The sequence below is a fragment of the Rugamonas aquatica genome (assembly GCF_009380215.1).
GTDB lineage: Bacteria > Pseudomonadota > Gammaproteobacteria > Burkholderiales > Burkholderiaceae_D > Rugamonas > Rugamonas aquatica_B.
In genome coordinates this window covers 407,508-429,137 of record NZ_WHUG01000004.1, presented here as the reverse complement: position 1 = coordinate 429,137, position 21,630 = coordinate 407,508, and the positions used below count along the sequence as shown (strand labels likewise).

The 21,630-nt window shown below is 64.0% G+C and carries 23 protein-coding genes; 11 read left to right on the top strand and 12 right to left on the bottom strand.

Annotated elements, in window-relative coordinates; translation table 11 throughout:
• Positions 1 to 36: 36 nt before the first annotated feature.
• The 3 genes from GEV02_RS13285 to cysS all read right to left on the bottom strand — a co-directional run bounded on the left by GEV02_RS13285 (position 37) and on the right by cysS (position 3,126).
• Positions 37 to 1,011, bottom strand: a complete 975-nt coding sequence (locus GEV02_RS13285; RefSeq protein ID WP_008447525.1) for an acetyl-CoA carboxylase carboxyltransferase subunit alpha — start codon at positions 1,009 to 1,011, stop codon at positions 37 to 39.
• A gap of 64 nt (positions 1,012 to 1,075) precedes the next feature.
• Positions 1,076 to 1,735: a DNA-3-methyladenine glycosylase family protein gene (locus GEV02_RS13280; RefSeq protein ID WP_152807234.1), complete on the bottom strand. Its 660-nt coding sequence runs from the start codon at positions 1,733 to 1,735 to the stop codon at positions 1,076 to 1,078.
• Positions 1,735 to 3,126 carry a cysteine--tRNA ligase gene (gene cysS / locus GEV02_RS13275; RefSeq protein ID WP_152838409.1) on the bottom strand — a complete coding sequence of 464 codons (1,392 nt, stop codon included), beginning with the start codon at positions 3,124 to 3,126 and terminating at the stop codon, positions 1,735 to 1,737. Before cysS ends, GEV02_RS13280 begins: the two co-directional genes overlap by 1 nt.
• A 258-nt stretch (positions 3,127 to 3,384) precedes the next feature.
• Here cysS and GEV02_RS13270 point away from each other — a divergent pair, with 258 nt between their 5' ends.
• The 3 genes from GEV02_RS13270 to GEV02_RS13260 are packed head-to-tail and all read left to right on the top strand — an operon-like array spanning position 3,385 to position 5,323.
• Positions 3,385 to 4,005, top strand: a complete 621-nt coding sequence (locus GEV02_RS13270; protein WP_152838408.1) for a peptidylprolyl isomerase — start codon at positions 3,385 to 3,387, stop codon at positions 4,003 to 4,005.
• 43 nt (positions 4,006 to 4,048) lie between these two features.
• Positions 4,049 to 4,543 (top strand): peptidylprolyl isomerase, encoded by a 495-nt coding sequence (locus tag GEV02_RS13265; RefSeq protein ID WP_008447521.1) that lies wholly within the window; start codon positions 4,049 to 4,051, stop codon positions 4,541 to 4,543.
• 3 nt (positions 4,544 to 4,546) lie between these two features.
• Positions 4,547 to 5,323: a UDP-2,3-diacylglucosamine diphosphatase gene (locus GEV02_RS13260; RefSeq protein WP_235922757.1), complete on the top strand. Its 777-nt coding sequence runs from the start codon at positions 4,547 to 4,549 to the stop codon at positions 5,321 to 5,323.
• On the opposite strand, the gene GEV02_RS13255 is transcribed toward GEV02_RS13260, so the two are convergent.
• Positions 5,310 to 5,918, bottom strand: a complete 609-nt coding sequence (locus GEV02_RS13255; protein ID WP_152838407.1) for a transglutaminase-like domain-containing protein — start codon at positions 5,916 to 5,918, stop codon at positions 5,310 to 5,312. The genes GEV02_RS13260 and GEV02_RS13255 overlap by 14 nt on opposite strands.
• A gap of 78 nt (positions 5,919 to 5,996) precedes the next feature.
• On the opposite strand from GEV02_RS13255, the gene GEV02_RS13250 reads away from it, so the two are divergent.
• Positions 5,997 to 6,773 (top strand): substrate-binding periplasmic protein, encoded by a 777-nt coding sequence (locus GEV02_RS13250; RefSeq protein WP_152838406.1) that lies wholly within the window; start codon positions 5,997 to 5,999, stop codon positions 6,771 to 6,773.
• On the opposite strand, the gene GEV02_RS13245 is transcribed toward GEV02_RS13250, so the two are convergent.
• The 3 genes from GEV02_RS13245 to GEV02_RS13235 form a co-directional block, all read right to left on the bottom strand.
• Positions 6,774 to 7,802, bottom strand: coding sequence for a dienelactone hydrolase family protein (locus tag GEV02_RS13245; protein ID WP_152838405.1), 1,029 nt, complete (start codon positions 7,800 to 7,802; stop codon positions 6,774 to 6,776).
• A gap of 122 nt (positions 7,803 to 7,924) precedes the next feature.
• A complete protein-coding gene (locus GEV02_RS13240) occupies positions 7,925 to 8,677 on the bottom strand; it encodes a tetratricopeptide repeat protein (protein WP_152838404.1) in 753 nt (250 codons plus the stop codon).
• 79 nt (positions 8,678 to 8,756) lie between these two features.
• Positions 8,757 to 9,368 carry a DUF6622 family protein gene (locus tag GEV02_RS13235; RefSeq protein WP_328595813.1) on the bottom strand — a complete coding sequence of 204 codons (612 nt, stop codon included), beginning with the start codon at positions 9,366 to 9,368 and terminating at the stop codon, positions 8,757 to 8,759.
• A 141-nt stretch (positions 9,369 to 9,509) separates the two neighbouring features.
• On the opposite strand from GEV02_RS13235, the gene GEV02_RS13230 reads away from it, so the two are divergent.
• Both GEV02_RS13230 and GEV02_RS13225 read left to right on the top strand, forming a co-directional pair.
• On the top strand, positions 9,510 to 11,045 hold the full coding sequence (locus GEV02_RS13230) for a DUF1800 domain-containing protein (RefSeq protein WP_152838402.1): 1,536 nt from the start codon (positions 9,510 to 9,512) through the stop codon (positions 11,043 to 11,045).
• A gap of 9 nt (positions 11,046 to 11,054) precedes the next feature.
• Positions 11,055 to 12,443 (top strand): DUF1501 domain-containing protein, encoded by a 1,389-nt coding sequence (locus tag GEV02_RS13225; RefSeq protein ID WP_152838401.1) that lies wholly within the window; start codon positions 11,055 to 11,057, stop codon positions 12,441 to 12,443.
• A 12-nt stretch (positions 12,444 to 12,455) separates the two neighbouring features.
• Here the strand turns inward: GEV02_RS13225 and GEV02_RS13220 are convergent, their stop codons facing one another.
• Positions 12,456 to 13,016: a DUF1439 domain-containing protein gene (locus GEV02_RS13220; protein WP_235922756.1), complete on the bottom strand. Its 561-nt coding sequence runs from the start codon at positions 13,014 to 13,016 to the stop codon at positions 12,456 to 12,458.
• Positions 13,017 to 13,050: 34 nt separating this feature from the next.
• Here GEV02_RS13220 and GEV02_RS13215 point away from each other — a divergent pair, with 34 nt between their 5' ends.
• From GEV02_RS13215 to GEV02_RS13195, 5 genes are all read left to right on the top strand, one after another.
• Positions 13,051 to 13,773, top strand: a complete 723-nt coding sequence (locus tag GEV02_RS13215) for a DUF72 domain-containing protein (protein WP_152838400.1) — start codon at positions 13,051 to 13,053, stop codon at positions 13,771 to 13,773.
• 69 nt (positions 13,774 to 13,842) lie between these two features.
• Positions 13,843 to 14,214 carry a GntR family transcriptional regulator gene (locus GEV02_RS13210; RefSeq protein ID WP_008447501.1) on the top strand — a complete coding sequence of 124 codons (372 nt, stop codon included), beginning with the start codon at positions 13,843 to 13,845 and terminating at the stop codon, positions 14,212 to 14,214.
• Positions 14,211 to 15,068 (top strand): ABC transporter ATP-binding protein, encoded by an 858-nt coding sequence (locus tag GEV02_RS13205; RefSeq protein ID WP_152838399.1) that lies wholly within the window; start codon positions 14,211 to 14,213, stop codon positions 15,066 to 15,068. The genes GEV02_RS13210 and GEV02_RS13205 overlap by 4 nt, the downstream gene beginning before the upstream one ends.
• Entirely contained in the window at positions 15,065 to 16,018 is a 954-nt protein-coding gene (locus GEV02_RS13200; protein ID WP_152838398.1) for a hypothetical protein, read from the top strand. The genes GEV02_RS13205 and GEV02_RS13200 overlap by 4 nt, the downstream gene beginning before the upstream one ends.
• Before the next feature lie 2 nt (positions 16,019 to 16,020).
• Positions 16,021 to 16,755 carry a hypothetical protein gene (locus GEV02_RS13195; RefSeq protein ID WP_152838397.1) on the top strand — a complete coding sequence of 245 codons (735 nt, stop codon included), beginning with the start codon at positions 16,021 to 16,023 and terminating at the stop codon, positions 16,753 to 16,755.
• Between the two features lie 10 nt (positions 16,756 to 16,765).
• Here GEV02_RS13195 and GEV02_RS13190 read toward each other — a convergent pair whose 3' ends face one another.
• From GEV02_RS13190 to rnr, 4 genes are all read right to left on the bottom strand, one after another.
• Positions 16,766 to 17,443 (bottom strand): YceH family protein, encoded by a 678-nt coding sequence (locus GEV02_RS13190; RefSeq protein ID WP_152838396.1) that lies wholly within the window; start codon positions 17,441 to 17,443, stop codon positions 16,766 to 16,768.
• 11 nt (positions 17,444 to 17,454) lie between these two features.
• Complete coding sequence (gene cysE, locus GEV02_RS13185; protein WP_152838395.1) at positions 17,455 to 18,201, bottom strand: serine O-acetyltransferase; 747 nt, start codon at positions 18,199 to 18,201, stop codon at positions 17,455 to 17,457.
• Positions 18,202 to 18,336: 135 nt separating this feature from the next.
• Positions 18,337 to 19,083: a 23S rRNA (guanosine(2251)-2'-O)-methyltransferase RlmB gene (gene rlmB, locus GEV02_RS13180; RefSeq protein WP_116989836.1), complete on the bottom strand. Its 747-nt coding sequence runs from the start codon at positions 19,081 to 19,083 to the stop codon at positions 18,337 to 18,339.
• Positions 19,084 to 21,597, bottom strand: a complete 2,514-nt coding sequence (rnr, locus tag GEV02_RS13175; protein ID WP_152838394.1) for a ribonuclease R — start codon at positions 21,595 to 21,597, stop codon at positions 19,084 to 19,086.
• Positions 21,598 to 21,630 lie beyond the last annotated feature (33 nt).

The window sequence follows — 21,630 nt, the reverse complement described above, 5'->3', positions numbered from 1 at the left end:
CATGCGCCCCCGGTCGTTGTGTCATGCCGCGCGCGATTACTCTTGCGGCGTGGTTTCTTTGAACTTACCGTAGCTCATCAGCTTCTCGTGACGGGCTTCCAGCAGGTCCTTGGTTTTCATGCCGTGGAACTGGCGCAGCGAATCAGCCAGCGCGCGCTTGAGCAGCGTGGCCATCTGTTTCGGATCGCGGTGCGCGCCACCCAGCGGCTCGGTGACGATCTTGTCGATCAGGCCCATGGCCTTCAGACGGTGCGCGGTCAGGCCCAGCGCTTCGGCCGCATCGGCGGCGCGCTCGGACGTCTTCCACAGGATCGATGCGCAGCCTTCCGGCGAGATCACCGAGTAGGTCGCGTATTGCAGCATCAGCACCGCATCGCCGACGGCAATCGCCAGCGCGCCGCCGGAGCCGCCTTCGCCGATGATGGTGGCGATCAACGGCACTTTCAGTTCCGCCATCACGTACAGGTTGTGGCCGATCGCTTCCGACTGGCCGCGCTCTTCAGCGTCGATGCCCGGGAACGCGCCCGGCGTGTCGACGAAGGTGAAGATAGGGATGCCGAATTTTTCAGCCAGCTTCATCAGGCGCATGGCCTTGCGATAGCCTTCAGGCTTAGGCATGCCGAAGTTGCGCATGGCGCGTTCTTTGGTGTCGCGGCCCTTTTGATGGCCGATGACCATGCAAGCCTGGCCGTTGAAGCGCGCCAGGCCGCCGACTACCGACAGGTCGTCCGCATAGCTGCGGTCGCCGTGCAGTTCGTGGAAGTCGGTGAAGATTTCGTTGACGTAGTCCATGGTGTATGGACGCTGCGGGTGGCGCGCGATTTGCGCAACCTGCCAAGGGGTCAGCTTGGCGTAGATGTCTTTGGTCAGTTGCTGGCTCTTTTTGGCCAGACGGTCGATCTCCTCAGAGATGTCGACAGCCGAATCGTCCTGGACGAAACGCAGCTCTTCGATTTTGCCATCGAGTTCGGCGATCGGTTGCTCAAAGTTGAGGAAAGTCGTTTTGGTCATTGTACCTCCGTGATTATTCTCAGCCATGCGGGCACAAAAAAGCCTCGCACAGCGATTAGAGCATCTATTCTACAGCAACCGGGTCCAGACTACGCCATAAGTACCAGGTGGCGACGGTGCGCCAGGGTTCCCAGTTGGCCGAAACCTCGCGCGCATCGCTGCGGGACACGGGTTCGCCGGAAAAATAATTCTGGCTGATGCCCTGGATCAGACCGGGGTCATCGAGCGGCAAAACATTCGGTCGCAGCAGATTAAATATCAAAAACATCTCGGCTGTCCAGCGGCCGATACCGCGGATCTGCACCAGCTCGGCGATGACGGCTTCGTCATCCATCTGGTCCCACTGGCTGGTGTGGACGCGCTTGTTCTTGAAGTGGTCGGCCAGGTCGAGGATGTATTCGGTCTTGCGCTTGGACAGGCCGCAGGCCGCCAATTGCTCGGCGCCGGCCTTGATGATCTGCGCCGGCGTGCATTTCGGGCTGACCAGCAGCAGCTTTTTCCAGGCGACGTCGGCCGCCTTGGTGGTCACTTGCTGGCCGACGATGGAACGCGCCAAGGTGGTAAACGGGTCGTCATGGCCGACCAGGTGCAGGTCGCCAAATTGCGGGATCAGCTTTTTCATGATGCGGTCCCGCTTCATGAGCTCGATCTTGGCCTCTTCCCAGTACGGCGGCACGGCCGATACCGGGCCGCCTGCGCCCTCGTTATCCTTGGCGCTGACCATTATGCGCGGCGCCAGTTGGTCGTGCCGTCAGGCTTGTCTTCGAGGATGATGCCGGCCGCCAGCAGATCGGCGCGGATCTTGTCCGATTCGGCGAAGTTGCGCGCCTTCTTGGCTTCGATGCGCTGGGCGATCTTGGCCGCGATGGCGGCGTCGCCATCGGTATCGGTCTCGCCGACGGCGGCCTGGCGGAACTCCTGCGGCGTGCGGGCCAGCAGGCCGATGACGCCGGCCAGGGCCTTCAGCTGGCGTGCGACCGCCGGCGATTTCGACTTGTTGAGCTCGCTCACCAGGTCGAACAGCACGGCCAGCGCGACCGGCGTGTTGAAGTCGTCGTCCATCGCTTCGGCAAAGCGCGCGGCGTGCGGCTCCTGCCAATCCAGCGCCAGGCCGTCGCCTTCCACGCCGTCCAGCGCCGTGTACAGGCGGGTCAGCGCGACGCGGGCGTCGTCCAGGTGGGCGTCCGAATAGTTCAGCGGGCTGCGGTAATGGGCGCGCAGGATGAAGAAGCGCACCACTTCGGCGTCGTACTTCTTCAGCACGTCGCGGATGGTGAAGAAGTTGCCCAGCGATTTGGACATCTTCTCGTTATCCACGCGCACGAAGCCGTTGTGCACCCAGTAGTTGACCATGGTGCGGCCGAACGCGCCTTCCGACTGCGCGATCTCGTTTTCGTGGTGCGGGAACTGCAGGTCGGCGCCGCCGCCGTGGATGTCGAAATGTTCGCCCAGCAGTGCCGAGCACATGGCGGAGCACTCGATGTGCCAGCCCGGACGGCCCTTGCCCCACTTGGAATCCCACTTGACCTCGTCCGGCTCGGACTCTTTCGAGGCCTTCCACAGCACGAAGTCCAGCGGATCGCGCTTGCCGGTGTTGACGTCGACGCGCTCGCCGGCGCGCAGGTCGTCCAGCGACTTGCCCGACAGGCGGCCATAGTTGGGGAAGTTGCGCACCGCGTAGTTGACGTCGCCGTCGCTGCCCTGGTAGGCCAGGTCCTTGCTCTCCAGCGTTTCGATCAGCGCCAGCATCTGCGGCACGTATTCGGTGGCGCGCGGCACCAGCGTGGCCGGCAGGATGCCCAGCGCGCCGGTGTCTTCGTCCATGTATTGCGTGAAACGGGTGGTCAGCTGCGAGATGGTCTCGCCGTTCTCGACCGCGCGCTTGATGATCTTGTCGTCGATGTCGGTGATGTTGCGGGCGTACGTGACTTCATAGCCGGACGCCAGCAGCCAGCGGTACATGACGTCAAACGCCATCATCATGCGGGCGTGGCCGATGTGGCAGTAGTCGTAGATGGTCATGCCGCAGACGTACATGCGGACTTTGCCGGCTTCGATGGGAACGAATGTCTGCTTGTCACGCGCCAGCGTGTTGTAAATCTTTAAATTGCTCATCGGGCTCTTGCGTATTCTCTTGTAAGCGCGCGTCGGGGTCGCAGGCAATACGAGAACCGGGCGCGGCACAGTTGGGGCGCACCTGGTTCGTTGCATCACGTTGGGGACCGGCTGACACTCGGTAGTTATTCTTTCCACCTTCTAAGGGGTAGAATGAACAAGTATAGCATTGATAAAAACAGCATAGACCCAATCTGTCTTAGGATTTTTGGCAAGTCTGACTATTCCCACTGATAAAACCTATATGAGGAAGTAACAATGCACCAAACTCAGCCATCGCTGTTCGCCAAACTGATGACCATGTTTGCCGGCGTCGCCCTGTCCGGCGCCGCGCTGGCAGCCGCGCCGGCCGCCAACAATGCCACGCCGCAGGTCGAGATCAAGACCTCGATGGGCGATATCGTCGTCGAACTCAATCACGAGAAAGCCCCCAAATCGGTCGACAACTTCCTGACCTACGTGAAGGCCGGCTTCTACAAGGGCACCATCTTCCACCGCGTGATCGACGGCTTCATGATCCAGGGCGGCGGCTTCGATGAAAAGCTCAAGCAAAAGAAAACCAACCCGCCGGTGCCTATCGAATCGCAGAACGGCCTGACCAACAACACCTACACGCTGGCCATGGCCCGCACCGGCGATCCTAACTCCGCCACCTCGCAATTCTTCATCAACGTGTCCGACAACGACGCCCTGAACTACCCGGGCCGCGACGGCTTCGGCTACACGGTGTTCGGCAAAGTCATCAAGGGTCAGGAAGTGGTCGACAAGATCAAGGGCGTGCTGGTCGACGACAAAGGCAGCTTCCAGAATATTCCGGTGATCCCGGTCGTAATCAAGTCGGCGACGATTTTGAAGACCCCGATCCAGCCAAAACTGTAAAATAGCGGCCTGCCGTTTTCTTTAACTACCTCAGGACATAAAAATGACCAACGTAATCATCACCACCAACATGGGCAACATGACCGTCGAACTGAACGACGAGAAAGCGCCGAAATCGGTCGCCAACTTCCTGAAATACATGGAAGCCGGCCACTACTCGAACACCATCTTCCACCGCGTGATCGACGGTTTCATGGTCCAGGGCGGCGGTTTCGAGCCAGGCATGAAGCAGAAGCCTGCCGACGACACCGTCGAAAACGAAGCCAAGAACGGCCTGAAAAACGAGCCATACACGCTGGCCATGGCCCGCACCTCGGCGCCGCACTCGGCATCGGCCCAGTTCTTCATCAACGTCAAGAACAACTCCTTCCTGGACTACCCAGGCCAGGACGGCTGGGGCTACGCCGTGTTCGGTAAAGTCATCGACGGCACCGACGTGGTCGACGCAATGAAAAAAGTCAAAACCACCCGCAGCGGCATGTTCGCTGACGTGCCGGCAGAAGACATCATCATCGAGAAGATCGAACTGGCTGCTTAATTAATGAGCGATGCCAACATGCGCGCCGGCCAGGTCTGCGCGCTGTTTATCTCCGATCTGCATTTGCAGCCCGCGCATCCCGCCACCAGCGAAGCGTTCTTCGACTTCCTGGAGCGGCATGCGCGGCGCGCGCAACAGTTGTACCTGCTCGGCGACCTGTTTGAATACTGGGCCGGCGACGACGACATCAGCGATCCCCTGCATCAACAGATCATCGCCGCGCTGCGCCGCGTCAGCGATGCGGGCGTGGCCGTCTACTGGATCGCCGGCAATCGCGATTTCCTGGTCGGCCCGCAGTTCGCCGCCGCAGCAGGCCTGACGCTGCTGCCGGAAACCTTCGTCACCGACATCGCAGGCCAGCGTGTGGTGGTGCTGCACGGCGACGCCCAGTGCACCGAAGACATCAAGTACATGGAATTCCGCGCCATGGTGCGGCAGCCCGCGTGGCAGCAGCAGTTCGTGGCGATGCCGCTGGCGCAGCGCAAGGCCATCATCGCCGGCATGCGCGAGAACAGCCGCAAGGACCAGGGCGATAAATCCTACGAGATCATGGACGTGACGCCGCAAGCCATCCGCGACGTGTTCGCCGCCACCGGCGCCGACGTGATGATCCACGGCCACACGCACCGCCCCGCGCTGCATCACGTGGACGGCAAGCGCCGCTACGTGCTGCCGGACTGGGAACCGGAAGCGACGCCGCCACGCGGCGGCTGGATCGCCATCGACGTCCAAGGCGCCGTCACGCGCCACGACCTCGGCGGCGCAATCATTCCAGCGTAAGCGCCACGCCGTCTGCTGGCGGCGCGGCGTCGATCGGCGTCACGCAGTAGGCCGCAATCGACGGCAACTCACGCATGCGCCGCACCAGCTCGGGCCAGGGCTGCGCCCACACCTGCGGGTACAGCTGCTCGCCCTCGTTCACCACCGGGAAGGCCAGGTTCTCCGCGCCCGGCGTGAACTCGCACTGCACCGTGGCCTTGTTGCCGCGCGCATCGCAGCGGTACCAGCCGCCCTCTTCCAGCCACAATGCCACCAGGCCGTGCGTGCAGAACGGCGAGCCGGCGTCGCGCAAGGTCAGGCGCTGATAGCAGAAGCCGGACGGAATGCCGTTGGTGCGCAACAACGCCACCAGCAGATGGCTTTTCGCGATGCACAAGCCGGTGCCCAGCGCCAGCGCCTCGGACGCATCGACGCTGACCTCGTCGCGCTTGAAATCGATGCTGTGCTGGATCTGGTCGCGCACCCATTCGAAGCAGCGCTGCGCGGTGGCGCGCGGCGTGTCGGCGGCCAGCGAGCGCGCCAGCCGCGCCACTTCCGGATGATGCAAATCGACGGCGTCGCAAGCGGCGACAAAGGCGGGCGGCAAGGTGTTCATGGGTCTCCTGTTTATCAAACGTGCAAGATTTTCCCACAGTTCTCGCGCCAGTGCAGCGGATGGTCCTATAATTGGCCCATGACGATACGCGCCCTGTTCTTTCGCAGCCTGCCCTTTGCCGCCACAGCCATGTTGAGCGCCAGCGGCTGGTGCGCGCCACCGCTGACCGTGGCCTGGCGCGACAAGCCGCCCTACCACTACACCGAACAGGGCGAAGCCAAGGGCTTCCTGCTGGAGCGCGTGAAGAACATCTTCAGCGTGGCCGGCGTGCCAGTACAGTTCGTCAACGAACCGCAGAAACGGATCTGGGCCAACTTCACGCACGGCGCCACCAACTACTGCTCGATCAGCTGGTACCGCCTGCCCGAGCGCGAGGCGGTGGCGCAATACACCTCGCCCATCCATGAAGACTTGCCGCATACGGTGCTGATCTCGCAGGCCGCCGTGCAGCGCGTGAAGGCGCACCCAACCTTGAGCTCGCTGCTGGACGATCCCAGCCTGACGCTGGGGGTGGTGGAAGGCGTGTCCTACGGGCCGGCGCTGGACCAGATGATCAAGGACAGCAAGAACCAGATCATGAGCCGCACCGTGGAAACCACGCTGATGATGCGCATGCTGACGGTGGGCCGCGCCTCGTTCATGTTCGTCGACCGCGAGGACTGGGAATATTTTCGCGCGCGCGAGAAGACGCTGCACGTGGCGGTGCGCCACGACTTCCCCGACATGCCGCCGGGGATGAAGCGCCACATCCTGTGCAGCAAGGACGTGCCGGCCGAGACCATGGCCAAGCTCAATCAAGCCATCGCCGCGACCGGGGGCATCAACAACCCCGGCCACAGCGCCAAGCCGAAGTAATCAGGGCCGGGTTTCCTGCTGCGTCGGCTGGATGCCGAAGAACACTTGCTGCACAAAGGCGACCACGTCGCTGCGCGCCTGCGCCGCCGCGGCAGTGTTGCGGCCCACATGCACGCCGTATTTGGTGCACTGGCGATAGAACTCAGGCAGCGCCGCCGGATCGAGTATGCCGCCGGTCAGCTCCGAATAAATGGTCCAGCTGTCGATCTCCCAGCGCACCACGCCGCAGGGTATGGTGGTCGGCGCATTGGGCAGGAATTTGACGCCATAGGTCGCGTCGAAGGAATGGTAGGCGCCGTCATATTTGATGGTGCGGATCTGCGCGCCCGCCCCTTCGTACAGCGACGCCAGCCGTTCGCACGAGGCCACGCCGGTGTAGTCGTCGATGCCGCCGACCAGGCTGAGTATCGGCGCACCGGTAATCTGGCGCGACCAGTAGATCTGGTTGCAGCCGCTGTACAGCGGGATATGCAGCGCGAACTTCAGGTCGGACTTGATGACCGCGTGCCGCAGCGGCTCGATGGCGCTGCGGAACGCCACTTCACCGCCGCGCGAAAAGCCCATGACGCCGATGCGCTCGGCGTCGATGCGCGGATCGGCGGCCAGCACTTGCAGCGCCTGCAGGCCGTCCATCAGGTTGGCGGCGGGCGACAGCAGCGTCTGGTTCACAACGGTGCTGGTGATGCCGCGCGGCTCGAAGCTGCTGACGACAAAGCTCGCCACGCCGATGCGGTTCAGCGCGGCCACCCACATCTGCGTGTTGGATTCGATGCCGCCGCTGCCGTGCATGATGACCATGGCCGGCACTTTTTCTTTTTTCTGCGGCACGGTCAGGAAACCCCAGACCGGTTGCGGCGCCCAGTTCTGGCGCCGTTCGCGTGCCAGATCGTACATCGTCGACGGCGTGTAGCTGTCGAAGTTGACCCGCTCGGTGCCACGGCGGTCGCTGGTCTGGTCTTGCGCTTGCGCTGACGGCATCGCGCAGCAGACCACCGCCACCAGCGCCGCCAGGAATGCTTTGATTTTCATGTGCAGTCTCACTGTCGTTGAGAAGCACTTGATTTTATGACACTCATTTTGCGTTGTCTTTTTTTTATCAGCAACATGACGGATCGGTAATGTTCAATCGCGACGGCGGCCGAATCGGCGCGTCAACGCCCGGCGGCGGCCATCGCCGCGTTCAGGCGGCGTATCAGGTCCTGGTTCATGTCGCGCGTGTGGCGGGTCCAGCGCTCCATGGTGCGTTGCAGTTCGGCGTGCAACTGGCCGGCGCGCGCCGCGTCGCCGCTGCCTGCCGCCCAGATCGCAAACTCGGCCTGCACGGCAAAGCTGTTGTAACGGCCCAGCGCAAATTCAAACTCGGCCTTGGCCTCGTCCTGGCGGCCGGCTGCGGCCAGGGCCTGGGCCAGCAGCAGCGACACTTGCTCGCCGCGGAAATTGGCGTCGCTGGCGCGAATGGTTTGCAGGTGCGCCACCGCCGCCGCCGCGCGGCCGCTGGCCAGCGTGGCGCGCGCGGCGCCGTAGCGGATTTCCAGGTCGCCCGAGAACGGACCTTGCAGGCAGGCTTCGTAGGTCGATGCCGCCTCGTCGGCGTTGCCGGCTTCCAGCTGCGCAGTGGCCAGGCGCATCTGGTTTTGCGCGGTGGGCGTGTAGGCATAGGCGTCGCGCGCTTCACGCAGTTCGCGGCCCGGATCGAGGGTGCGGGCGGCCGCCGTCACCATCTTGCGGGCGCCGTGCTCCAGCCGGGAATCCGGCAGGTAGATCGCGATGAAGTACACCACGCTGCCCAGCAGCGGGAAGGCGAACAAAATCATCAGCCAGTACATCTGCTGCCCGCTGCGGATCACGTGCACGGCGAAGAACAAAGCCACCAGCACGTGTAATCCAATTCCAAATATCGTCATAAAGCTCGCTCCAACATTTCGTCAATGTCGCGAATTGTAGAAGCTCTTGCCCTGCATCACAAGGAAAGTTGCAAATCCATTAAGCCGCCACGGGCTCGGCCGATTGCAGCCAGGCCGCCACACAGCGCGCCAGGCGGCCGACAAATACGCCATTGAACAAGCCAAACAGGCTGGTGACAGCCAGCATGAACGGCAGGCTGCTGCGGGTTTCCGCGTGCATGGCCGTCACCACCGCCACCGCGTATTTGCTCACGAAGATGGCGACCATCAGCGCCAGCGGCATCCAGCTGCCGCGCAGGAGCACGGTACCGGCGGCGCGGTTGACCTGGATGACCATGGCGCGGCCCAGCGTCCAGGCCAGCACCACGCCGGCCAGCAAGCCCAGCAGCCAGACACCCCACACGCCGCCACCCAGCACGCCATCGGTACGCGTGCCGGACAGCGACAACCACAGCATCACGGCCGGAATGATGAACAGCTTCTGCAGGCTGATCTCGCGCTCGCGGCTGGCCCACAGGCCGCGATATATCAGGAAGGCCAGCAAGGCCCAAACGTAGATGGGGGTGTGGCTGACAATCTGCTGAATCATGATGCGCTCCGCATGGCTGGTTAAGGTGACGCCACTATGCCCGCTGACGCGGCGGCATGGGCCGCGATGCGACGAAACGCCGCAAAACGGCGCGAAATGCAAGCGGCGCGCGCAAGATGCAAGCAATCAATAGCCCGACCGTTGTAAGGCAATGTCTGGTTACAAAATATTTCTGGCGAGTCAGACGAACTCAGCATAAATTACTGCATAGCAATATCCGAGCCCCCTACGGAGAACCTCGCCATGACCCCAACACCAACCCCGGCCGCCGCCGCCCGCTTTCTGGCGCAAGCCTCGATGGGCGCCAGCCGCGCCGAAATCGCCAGAGTGCAAGCGCTGGGCTACGCCGGCTGGATCGACGCCCAACTGGCCGCGCCCCGCTCCGGCACCCGCTGGGACTGGCTGATCGCCAAAGGCTTTAACGATGTCGCCAACCGCAATTCGGAGAACGGCTTCGACGCCTGCGCCTGGCGCAAGCTGATCAGCGCGCCGGACACGCTGCGCCAGCGCGTCACGCTGGCGCTGTCGGAAATCTGCGTGGTCGCCATCGACGGCCTGGTCGGCGCGCCCTGGCGCTCGTTTTCGGCGGCGGCCTACCTGGACTTGCTGGAGGACTACGCTTTCGGCAACTACCGCGCGCTGCTGGGCGCGATCTCGACCAGCGCGCCGATGGGCCAGTACCTGACCTTCCGTGGCAACGTCAAGCAAAACCCCAGCACCGGCGCCCTGCCCGATGAAAACTATGCGCGCGAGCTGATGCAGCTGTTCAGCATCGGCCTGGTGCAGCTGAACGCCGACGGCACGCCGCAACAGAGCAACGGCGCGCCCAGGGAAACCTACGGCCTGGCCGACATCACCGGCCTGGCCCGCGTGTTCACCGGCTGGGACTTCGACATGGGCAACCAGACCAACGCCGTGCCGGACTTCCTGCGCCGGCCGATGACGCAGGTGCCCAAGCGGCATGAGACCGGCGCCTCCACTTTCCTCGGCAGCACGGTGGCCGCCGGCCTGTCCGGCGCCGACGCGCTCAAGGCCGCGCTGGACATCATCTACGCCCACGCCAACGTGGCGCCCTTCATCAGCCGCCAGCTGATCCAGAAACTCGTCACCAGCAATCCCTCGCCGGCCTATGTGGCGCGCATCGCCGCCGTGTTCAACAACGACGGCCGTGGCGCCAAGGGCAACCTGGCGGCCGTGGTCAAGGCGCTGCTGCTCGATCCCGAAGCGCGCGCCGACACCTACATCGGCCCCAACTACGGCAAGCTGCGCGAACCGATGCTGCGCTTCATCGGCTGGGCGCGCGCCTACGGCGCCGCTTCGGCTTCGGACGCCTGGGCCATCGGCAACACCAGCGATGCTTCCAGCCGCCTGGGCCAGAGCCCGCTGCGTTCGCCGTCGGTGTTCAATTTCTACCGGCCGGGCTACGTGCCGCCCAACAGCGCCGTGTCCAAGGCCGGGCTGGTCGCGCCGGAATTCCAGCTGACCAATGAAACCTCGGTGGTCGGCTACGTCAACTACATGCAGCGCGCGGTCAGCAAGGGCGTGGGCGATGTGCTGCCGGACTACAGCACGCTATTGCCGCTGGCCGCCAGCGGCCAGAAGCTGGTCGACGAAATCAACCTGGTGCTGGCCGCCGGCCAGCTGAGCAGCGCCACCGTCGGCCTGATACGCGGCGCCATCGACACTATGCCAGCCAAGACCGACGCCGCGCTGCGCAACCGCATCTACGCCGCACTGACCATGGTCATGGCCGCGCCGGAATATCTGGTTCAACAATAGGGAGCCACCATGACCACCAATTCTTCCCGCCGCGCCTTCCTGCAGCGCGCCTCGATGCTGGCCATGAGCGGCGTGGCCGCGCCGCTGGCCGTCAACCTGGCGGCCATGGCCGAAGCCGCGGCCGCCAACGCCAGCGACTACAAGGCCATCGTCTGCGTGTTCCTGTACGGCGGCAACGACTACGCCAACACGCTGGTGCCGTACGACGCCAGCAGCTACAACGCCTACTACGCGCTGCGTTCCAAGCTGGCCTACCAGCAAAGCGCGCTGACGGGCACCGTGCTCAACACGACGGCGCCGCCGGTCGATGTCAACGGCGTCGCCCACCAGTACGCGCTGGCACCGGAGCTGGCGCCGCTGCTGCCGATCTTCAACGCCGGCAAGATGGGCGTGCTGCTCAACGTCGGCACGCTGGTGCAGCCGACCACCAAGCAGCAATACCTGGCCAAGTCGGTGCCGCTGCCGTCCAAGCTGTTCTCGCACAACGACCAGCAATCCGAATGGCAATCGTCGATGCCGGAGGGCGCGACCTCGGGCTGGGGCGGCCGCATGGGCGACCTGTTCGAATCGGGCAATGGCAACGCCACCTTCACTTGCGTCAATGTGTCCGGCAACGCCGTGTTCCTGTCCGGGAAGCAGGCGGTGCAGTATCAGGTGTCGACCAAGGGTTCAGTGCCGTTCACCGGCTTGCAGAGTCCGCTGTTCGGCTCGGCCAGCTGCAGCAGCGCGCTGCAGACGCTGCTCACCCAGCCGCATGGGCACGCGATGCAGTCCGACTATGCGCGCGTGACGCAGCGGGCGATCTCGGCCAACGACGTGCTGACCTCGGCCCTGGCCGGCGCGCCGGCGATCAACACGCCCTTCCCCGCCAACAGCAATCTGGGCGACCAGTTGAAGATGGTGGCGCGCATGATTTCCAGCGCCTCGGCATTGGGCGCCAAGCGGCAAGTGTTCTTTGTGTCGATGGGCGGCTTCGATACGCACGACGGCCTGGTCAGCGTGCATCCGGGCTTGCTGAAAAGCGTGGCCGACGCCATGGCGGCGTTCTACCAGAGCACGGTGGAGCTGGGCGTGGCGAACCAGGTGACGGCCTTCACCGCATCCGATTTCGGCCGTACGCTGAGCGGCAACAACGACGGCTCGGACCACGGCTGGGGCAGCATGCACTTCATGCTGGGCGGCGCCGTCAAGGGCGGCCGCTACTACGGCAAGGCGCCGGTGGTGGCCAGCGACGGCCCGGACGATGTCGGCCAGGGCCGCTTGCTGCCGACCACGTCGATCGAACAGTATGCGGCCACGCTGGGCAGCTGGCTGGGCGTGTCGAACACCGACCTGCTGGCCATGCTGCCCAACCTGGCCAACTACAACGCCAGCGCGCGCAACCTCGGCTTCGTCTGAGCGCGCTGGCGCTTACTGCGCCGGCTGCAGATTGGCGACCAGCGCGCCGGGCCGGGTGCTGATCCCGGTCAGCACGAACTGCACGCCGGCGTAGCGCAAGTCTTCCGGACGGAAGGTGTGCACCGGTACATCCTTGAGCGTGTTCTCGCCCAGCAGGTTGGCGACGCTGGCGATCTGGTTCTGCTTGCCCTCGTCCATGCCGTCCACCGCGAAACGGTCCATGTGGGCATCGCTGATGTAGATGGTGTTGCGCACGTTATCCACCTTCAAACGCCCCGACACCGCCATGCTGCCGTGCCACGACTGGCGCGCCAGCAGCGGCGACACGTTCACATCCAGCGTCAGCGCGACGCGGTCGTTGTCGGCCAGGATGGCCAGCTGCGGATGGCTCAGCTCGACTTCGAAGATGCCCAGCACGCGGCGGTGCACGGGAAATTTGTGTTCCAGGTTCTGCTGCAAGCGCGCCTGCGGCAATTCCACCTGGCGCGGGCCGATCAGCGTCGAGCAGGCGGCCACCACAGCCGCCACCATCAGCGGCGCGGCAAATCGGGCATAACGTTTAAGATCACTCATGTCTTCTTTCTGAAAATGGCGGATCGCCCACATTATGACCCACACACGAGTTGGCTGCGCAAGCTGGAGTATCGACCGTGCGTCGGCGCCGCAGTTCGCCGCCGACGGCAGCCATCTGCAGCGCTACGCCCGGGTCATGAATGCGGTGGAGATCAACTCCTCGTTCTACCGCCCGCACCAGGCCAGCACCTATGAACGCTGGGCCGCCGACGTGCCGGACGATTTCCGTTTCTCGGTCAAGCTGGCGCGCAGCATCACCCACGACCGCCGGCTGCAGCAGGTCGACGAACTGCTGGCGCGCTTTGCCGGCGAGGCCGGCGCCCTCGGTCCCAAGCTGGGCTGCGTGCTGGTGCAATTGCCGCCCAGCCTGGTGCTGGATGCCGCGCCGGCCGGCGCGCTGTTCGGCCGCATCGCCCGCCTGCTCGATTGCCGCATCGCCTGCGAAGCGCGCCATCACAGCTGGTTCACCGGCGCGGCCACCGCGCTGCTGCGCGAGCACGGCGTCACCCGGGTGATCGCCGATCCGCCCGCCGGCCAGCCCGGTCCCTACGTCGCGACCGGCGACACCGTGTACGCGCGGCTGCACGGCAGCCCGCGCATGTACTACTCGTCGTACACGGACGAGTATCTGGACAGCGTCGCCGCCTATCTGGCCGGCAAGGATGGCTGGGTCATCTTCGACAACACCGCCGCCGGCGCCGCCCTGCCCAACGCGCTGGCGCTGATGGAAAAACAAATAAAACAACGCAGCGCTTGATTTTTTTAACGGCAGTGTTATAGTTTACTACAACACCGCTCCATCAACACACACTAGGGGACCACATGTATGTCCACGATAGGCTGGAATGACAATGCGCCGATTTATCGGCAGCTCAAGGAAAAGGTGATCGGCATGATGCTCGACGGCCTGCTCAAACCGGGCGACGCCCTGCCCTCGGTACGGCAGGTGGCGGCGGATTATCAACTCAACCCGATTACCGTATCGCGCGCCTACCAGGAGCTGGTAGACGAAACACTCGTAGAAAAAAGAAGGGGACTAGGTATGTACGTAACTGACGGCGCCCGCGACAAACTGCTGGCCACTGAACGTGAACGCTTCCTGCGCGAAGAATGGCCGCTGATGCTGGAACGCATCCGCCGTCTGGGCCTGGAACTGGACACCCTGCTCAAGTCCGCCGCCCCCGGAGGTGCGTCATGAGCGCCATCATCACCGCGACCAGGATCAGCAAGCAGTACGGCAAGCAGGCCGCGCTGAACGGCGCCAGTTTCACGGTCGAGGCAGGCCGCATTGTCGGCCTGATCGGCCCCAACGGCTCGGGCAAGACCACCACCCTCAAAGCCATTCTGGGCCTGACCCAGTTCGACGGCGAGCTGTCAGTGATGGGCATGGACCCGCGCACCCAGCGCGAAGCCCTGATGAACGAGGTCTGCTTCATCGCCGATGTCGCCATCCTGCCGAAGTGGCTGAAGGTCAAGGATGCGATCGACTTCGTCGAAGGCGTGCACCCGCGCTTCGACCGCAGCAAGGCCGAGAAATACCTGGCCAACACCAAGCTCAGCCCGAACATGAAGGTCAAAGCCATGTCCAAGGGCATGGTGGTGCAGCTGCACCTGGCGTTGGTGATGGCGATCGACGCCAGGCTGCTGGTGCTGGACGAGCCGACGCTGGGCCTGGACATCCTGTACCGCAAGCAGTTCTACCAGAACCTGCTGGAAGACTACTTCGACGAGAACAAGACCATCCTGATCACCACGCACCAGATCGAGGAAGTCGAGCACATCCTGACCGACCTGATGTTCATCCAGGATGGCCAGATCTCGCTGGCGGCGTCGATGGACGAGGTGGGCGAGCGCTTCACCGAAGTGATGGTCGAGCCGCAGTTCGTCGCCGCCGCCAACGCGCTCAAGCCGATGAGCCAGCGCACCGTGTTCGGCAAGCCCATCATGCTGTTCGATGGCGTGCCGCGCCTGCAACTGTCGACCTTCGGGGAATTGCGCACGCCCAGCGTTGCCGACCTGTTTGTCGCGACCATGAAAGGAACCTACGCATGAAAACGATGAAATGGCTGATCAAGCGCGAAATGTGGGAACACAAGGGCATGCTGTTCTGGGCGCCCATCGTCATCGCCGGCCTGGTCGCGGCCCTGGCGCTGACCGGCATCTTCCTGGGGCATAACGTCAACTTCAACGAAGACGGCCAGGCGGTGCAGATCGGCACCGTCACCATCGAAGGCGCGGTGCGTACGCGCATCGTCGAGACCGCGTCGCAGGCTTACATCGTGTCGGCGATGCCGGGCATGATGCTGCTGAGCTTGCTGGTGTTCTTCTACTGCCTCGGCGCGCTGCACGACGAACGCCGCGACCGCAGCCTGCTGTTCTGGAAATCGCTGCCGGTGTCGGACTTCACCACCGTGATGTCCAAGGTCGTGCTGGCCCTGGTGGTGGCGCCGCTGATCACGATGGCGATCGGCATCGTGCTGTCGCTGCTGATCCTGCTGGCCGGCTGCGTGGCGATGCTGGCGCACGGCACCAACCTGTTCGGCGCACTGCTGGCCACGCCGGACCTGTACCTGATGCCGCTGCGCCTGGTGGGACTGCTGCCGGTCTACATGCTGTGGGCCTTGCCGACGGTGGGCTGGCTGCTGATGGTGTCGAGCATGGCGCGCTCCAAGGTGTTCCTGTGGGCGGTGGGCACACCGCTGGCGACCTCGCTGCTGCTGGTGTGGGCCGAGAAGATGCTGCACTTCGGCTTCGACGCCAGCTGGTTCGTCACCCGCGTGGTCGACCGCATCCTGCTGGGCGTGATCCCCGGTTCGTGGCTGGTGTTCGATGCCGACAACGCGATGCGCCACCATGACATGAAAAAGCTGGAGATCCCGCAATCGATCTTCGACGCATCGTGGGGCACGCTGACCGGCGCCAGCGTATGGATAGGCGTCGCGGCCGGCGTGGCGATGATCGCCGCCGCCGTCTGGATGCGCCGCCGCCGCGAAGAAGGCTGAGCATGGCGGGCAAGCACTTCGTGACCGCCGCTCTGCTGGCGGCCGCCGTGACGGCGCTGCCGGCCACGGCGGCCGAAACGGAAGGGTCGGATCAGATGGTCGTCATCAACGGCACCCGCAGCCCGGAAATGCAGCCTTACCGCTACATGCTTTCCGGCCTGGACGCCTTTGATAGCCAGCACGCGCTGGCGCCGAATGCGCAGCAACTGCGCTTCCGCCTGCACACTAAAAGGAAGGCGCCCGCCGACGCGATGGACAATGTGGTGGTGCGTCTGTCCGGCAGCGAGACCGACATCGTCGTGCCGCTGGCGGCGGACCACAGCTTCGCCCTGCCGCGCAACCGGGCGGCGGAGGACGACAACGCCGATGTGGTGCTGAACCAGAAGAAGAGCGACTACGGCTGGATGCCGGACGTGCGCAGCGCCGGCGTGCCGGCGGACATGCGGCGCCTGGGCGACATCCAGCTGGAGTGCCGGGTGCTGATGGCGATCGCGAAGAACTACATACCCTTCCTGATACGCGCGATGATCAACACCTTCACGCTGACGACAGACTGGTGTTCGTTCAAGGATTTCAACATGAACGTGCGCAGCGACCGCGCCATCACCAGCGCCACACTGGTCGACGGCGCCCGCAGGCTGGAGCTCAAGGTCGACGAGTACGGAAAAATGTACTCGGTGCCGCTGGCTGACAAAACCTACTCCAGCGACGCCTTGATCGAGTTCAGGTTCGAATAAAAGCCCGGCCTTATTCGAACTGCTTGCGGAATTCGGCAAACTGCGCGGTCAGCTCTTCGACCTGCTGGCGCAGTTGCTGGACTTCCTGCTCCAGCGCGGCGACGCGGCCGCCCTGCCCGGCCACGCTGACCGAACCGCCCATGCTGGCGGCGGTTTCTTCACGAGCCAGGGCTTCTTCCCCGCCCAGCAGCTGGCCGTAGCGCGGCTCCTTGGTGCCGGGCGCCAGCGCCAGCTTCGATACCAGCGGCGGATATTTGTCGATCAGGAACTGCAACGCCTGCTCGACATCGCCGACGGTCTTGAATTCGTGCAGACGTCCGCTGCGGGTGCGGATCTCGCCGGCGGTCTGCAAGCCGCGCAGCATCAGGATGCTCAGCACGGCCAGCTTGTCCTGCTCCAGCGACCATTTGATGCGCATGCGGTGTTCGTACTTGGTCACGCGCGCGCCCGCCTGCGTGATGCCGTTGACGTACTTGCGCTGCATCAGCCGCTGCAACACCTCGGCCACCGTCTCTTCCGACAGCGCCATCACCGGGTCGCGGCTCGACAACTGATTACAGCCATTCACCAGCGCGTTCAGCGACAGCGGATAGTTATCCGGCGTCAGCGCTTCCTTTTCGGCCAGCACGGCCAGTACGCGGATTTCAAACGGGTCCAGCACTTCTGCGCCATCGGGCGACGATTCCATAGACATCATCCTTATTCAACGAGCTTGTTGAGTTGGTCGGAATTCAATTTATCACATTCGGGCACGCCCTGACACTGCAAGCCCGCCGCCTTCATCGTGGCGAGGATGCGTTCCATCTGCTCTTCCTGCTTGACGGCGTGGCTGATCAGCCCGTGCAGCGCCTTGGACAGCGGGTCGTCGCCGTTCGGCGTGACGCCGTAGGCGCTGAACAGATTGGCCGTGGCGCTGGTCGCCGACGCCGGCTCCTTCTGCACGATGTGCGCGGGATTGCCGACCGCCGTCGCACCCGCAGGCACGGGCTTCAACAGCACGGCGTTGGAGCCGACCTTGGCGTACTCACCCACGGTGAAGCCGCCCAGCACCTTGGCGCCGGCGCCGACGATGACGCCGCGCGCCAAGGTCGGATGCCGCTTGGCGCCGGTGTGCAGCGACGTGCCGCCCAGGGTCACGCCCTGGTAGATGGTGCAGTCGTCGCCCACCTCGGCGGTCTCGCCGATCACCACGCCGAAGCCGTGGTCGATGAACACCCGGCGGCCGATGGTGGCGGCCGGATGGATCTCGATGCCGGTGACGATGCGCGCCAGGTAAGAGATGAAGCGCCCCAGCCATTTCATGCGGCGCGTCCAGCACCAGTACGCCCAGCGGTGCATGACGATGGCTTGCAAGCCGGGGTAACAGGTCAGCACCTCCCAGGCGTTGCGGGCCGCAGGATCGCGTTCGATGATGCTGTTAATGTCTTGGCGCAGGCGATGGAACATGGGGTGATCGGGATTGCAACTGAAACGCTAATGGTAGCGTATTCGGTCGGTGGTTGCTGGGAAGCGGCTTGCTTCGGGGGAGGCGGGAGTGTAACCCGGCGACCCTCGTATCAGGCCGCCGGTAGTGCATATCGCTTAAATGTCTTTGGCGATACGCTGGCGGCGTGCCTCGTACAGACAGACGCCGGATGCGACGGATACGTTCAGGCTTTCAACCGAACCGAACATCGGAATGCTGACCAGCATGTCGCAGGTCTCGCGGGTCAGGCGGCGCATGCCCTCGCCTTCCGAACCCATGACCAGCGCGGTCGGGCCGGTGAAGTCGGCTTCGTACAGGCCTTTCTCGCCGTCGTCGGAAGTGCCGATCAGCCAGATGTCGCGGTCCTTCAGGTCGCGCAGCGTGCGCGCCAGATTGGTGACGGTGATGTAAGGCACGGTCTCGGCCGCGCCGGAGGCGACCTTGGCGGCGGTGGCGTTCAAGCCCACGGCACGGTCCTTCGGCACGATCACCGCGTGTGCGCCGACGCCGTCGGCCACGCGCAGGCAGGCGCCCAGGTTGTGCGGATCGGTGATGCCGTCCAGGACCAGCAGCAGCGGCGGGCCTTCGATGGCGTCCAGCAGTTCATCCAGGTTGCGCGCCAGCGCCAGCTGCGAGGCGAAGGCGATCACGCCCTGGTGGCGGCGGGTGCCGACGATCTTGTCGAGGCGGGCCGAATCGACCGGCATCACGCGCACGCCGGCCGCCTTGGCGTTGGCGATCAGATCCTTCATGCGGCGGTCGTCGCGGCCGATGTCGACAAAAATCTCTTCCACGGACGATGCCTCATGGCGCAAGCGCGACGTGACAGCGTGGAAACCGAAAATCATTTTATTCTTACTCATTTATCGCTTCTTTTTACTTTTTGAGACAGTCTTCGCTGCTCGGGGTGCTACCGGGGCAGCCGCCCCGGCATTAGTCTTGCGGCCGCCCTTGGCCTTGGCTGCGGGCTTGGCGGCGCTCTTCGCGACGGCCGGCTTGCCAGCGGCAGGCTTGCCGGCGCCAGCCCTGTTGGACTGGCTCTTGGCGACAGCCTTGACCGGCTGCGCTTTCGGCACGGCCGGACCCGGCTTGATGTTGGTCTTGCGGTCCTTCGATTGCGCATCGGCCTTGTCGGCGCGCGGCGGCGGCGCGTCGGCGCCAGCCAGACGCAGATCGATCTTGCGCGATTCCAGGTCCACGCGCACCACCTGCACGCTGACGTGGTCGGTCAGCTGGAACTTCTTGCCGGTGCGTTCGCCGCGCAGTTCGTGGCGGGCGTCGTCGTACTGGAAGTAGTCGGCGCCGAGGTCGGTGATGTGCACCAGGCCTTCAACGAACAGCTGGTCCAGCTGCACGAAGATGCCGAAGGTGGTCACGCCGGTGATGATGCCGGTGAATTCCTCGCCCAGCTTGTCCTGCATGAAGTAGCACTTCAGCCAGTTCTCGACATCGCGCGACGCTTCGTCGGCGCGGCGTTCGTTGGCCGAGCAGTGCACGCCCAGCGCATCCCACACGGTCAGGTCGGCGGCTTTCTTTTCCTTGCCTTCGGCCTTGTCCTTGGCCTGCTGCTTGCGGGTCGCGTTCGAGACGTTGGTGTTCAGCACGCTGGTGCTGGCCACTTTCGGTTCGTACTTTTTGCCGAGCAGGATGGCCTTGATGGCGCGGTGCGTCAGCAAGTCCGGATAGCGGCGGATCGGGCTGGTGAAGTGGGCATAGGCCTCGTACGCCAGGCCGAAGTGGCCGATGTTGTCGGGGCTGTAGACCGCCTGCTGCATCGAGCGCAGCAGCATGGTTTGCAGCAGCGACGCGTCCGGACGCTGTTTGACCTGACGCATCAGCTCGGCGTAATCGCCGGCGGTCGGCTTGTCGCCGCCGTTCAGGCTCAGGTTCACCTGCTTGAGGAAGGTGCGTACCTGCTTGAGCTTTTCAGCGGTCGGGCTGGCGTGGATGCGGTAGGTGCCGGGATGCTTGTGGCGGATCAGCAGGTCGGCCGCGCAGACGTTGGCGGTCAACATGCATTCTTCGATCAGGCGGTGGGCGTCGTTGCGGGTGCGCGGGATGATCTTCTCGATCTTGCCGGACGGGTTGCAGACGATGTAGGTTTCGGTGGTTTCGAAATCGATGGCGCCGCGTTCGGTGCGCGCCTTCAACAGCGCGTTGTACACCTCGTACAGGTTCAGCAGGTGCGGCACGATGCCTGGACGGCGCGCGGCTTCCGGTCCCTTGGTGTTGCCGAGGATGTCGGCCACTTCGGTGTAGGTCAGGCGCGCGGCCGAGTGGATCACGGCCGGATAGAACTGGTAAGCCTTGATCTCGCCCTTGGCGGTGATGACGGCGTCGCACACCAGCGTCAGGCGGTCGACCGCCGGGTTCAACGAGCACAGGCCGTTGGACAGCTTTTCCGGCAGCATAGGAATCACGCGGCGCGGGAAATAGACCGAGGTGCTGCGCTCCAGCGCGTCAGCGTCGAGCGCATCGTTCGGCTTGACGTAGTGGCTGACGTCGGCAATCGCGACGATCAAACGGTAGGCGTTGCTGCGGCCGATCTTGACCGGTTCGCAGTAGACCGCATCGTCGAAGTCGCGCGCGTCTTCGCCGTCGATGGTCACCAGCGGCACGTCGCGCAGGTCGACGCGGTCGGCCAGGTCGATATCGCGCACCACGTCCGGCAGCTTGTTGGCTTGCTTGAGCGCGGCGTCCGAGAACACATGCGGCACGCCGAACTTGCGCACGGCAATTTCGATTTCCATGCCGGGGTCGTCCAGCGAACCAAGGATTTCAACGATCTTGCCGACCGGCTGCTTGAAGCGCATCGGCTGTTCGGTCAGTTCAACGCTGACGATCTGGCCCGACTTGGCCTTGCCGATAGCACCTTCGACCAGGATGTCCTGGGCGATGCGCTGGTCTTCGGGCGCCACGATCCAGGCGCCGTTTTCGTTCAGCAGGCGGCCGATGATGTGGGTGTTGGCGCGCGAAACCACTTCGACGATGGTGCCTTCCGGACGGCCGCGGCGGTCAACGCCGATGACTTTGGCCAGCACGCGGTCGCCATGCAGGACTTTCTGCATTTCCTTTTCGGGCAGGAACAGGTCTTCGCCCGGCTCATCCGGGATGACGAAGCCGAAGCCGTCCTTGTGGCTGCTGACGCGGCCGGAGATGAAACCGGTATCCGTGGCGAGCGAGAAGTGGCCGGTGTCGTCGGAGACGATCTGGCCGTCGCGCTGCATGGCGTTCAGGCGGCGCGACAACACGGCCTGGGCCTCGGTCGCGACCTTCAGCGACTTCGACAGTGCGCGCAGATCGAGCGGCGCCTTGGCGCTACGGAAGATGCCGAGAATTTCCTCCCGGCTGGGAATGGTATGGGTAGATTGGTTCAAAAGTATTTCTGTAGTTATTATTGACAGTGTTCA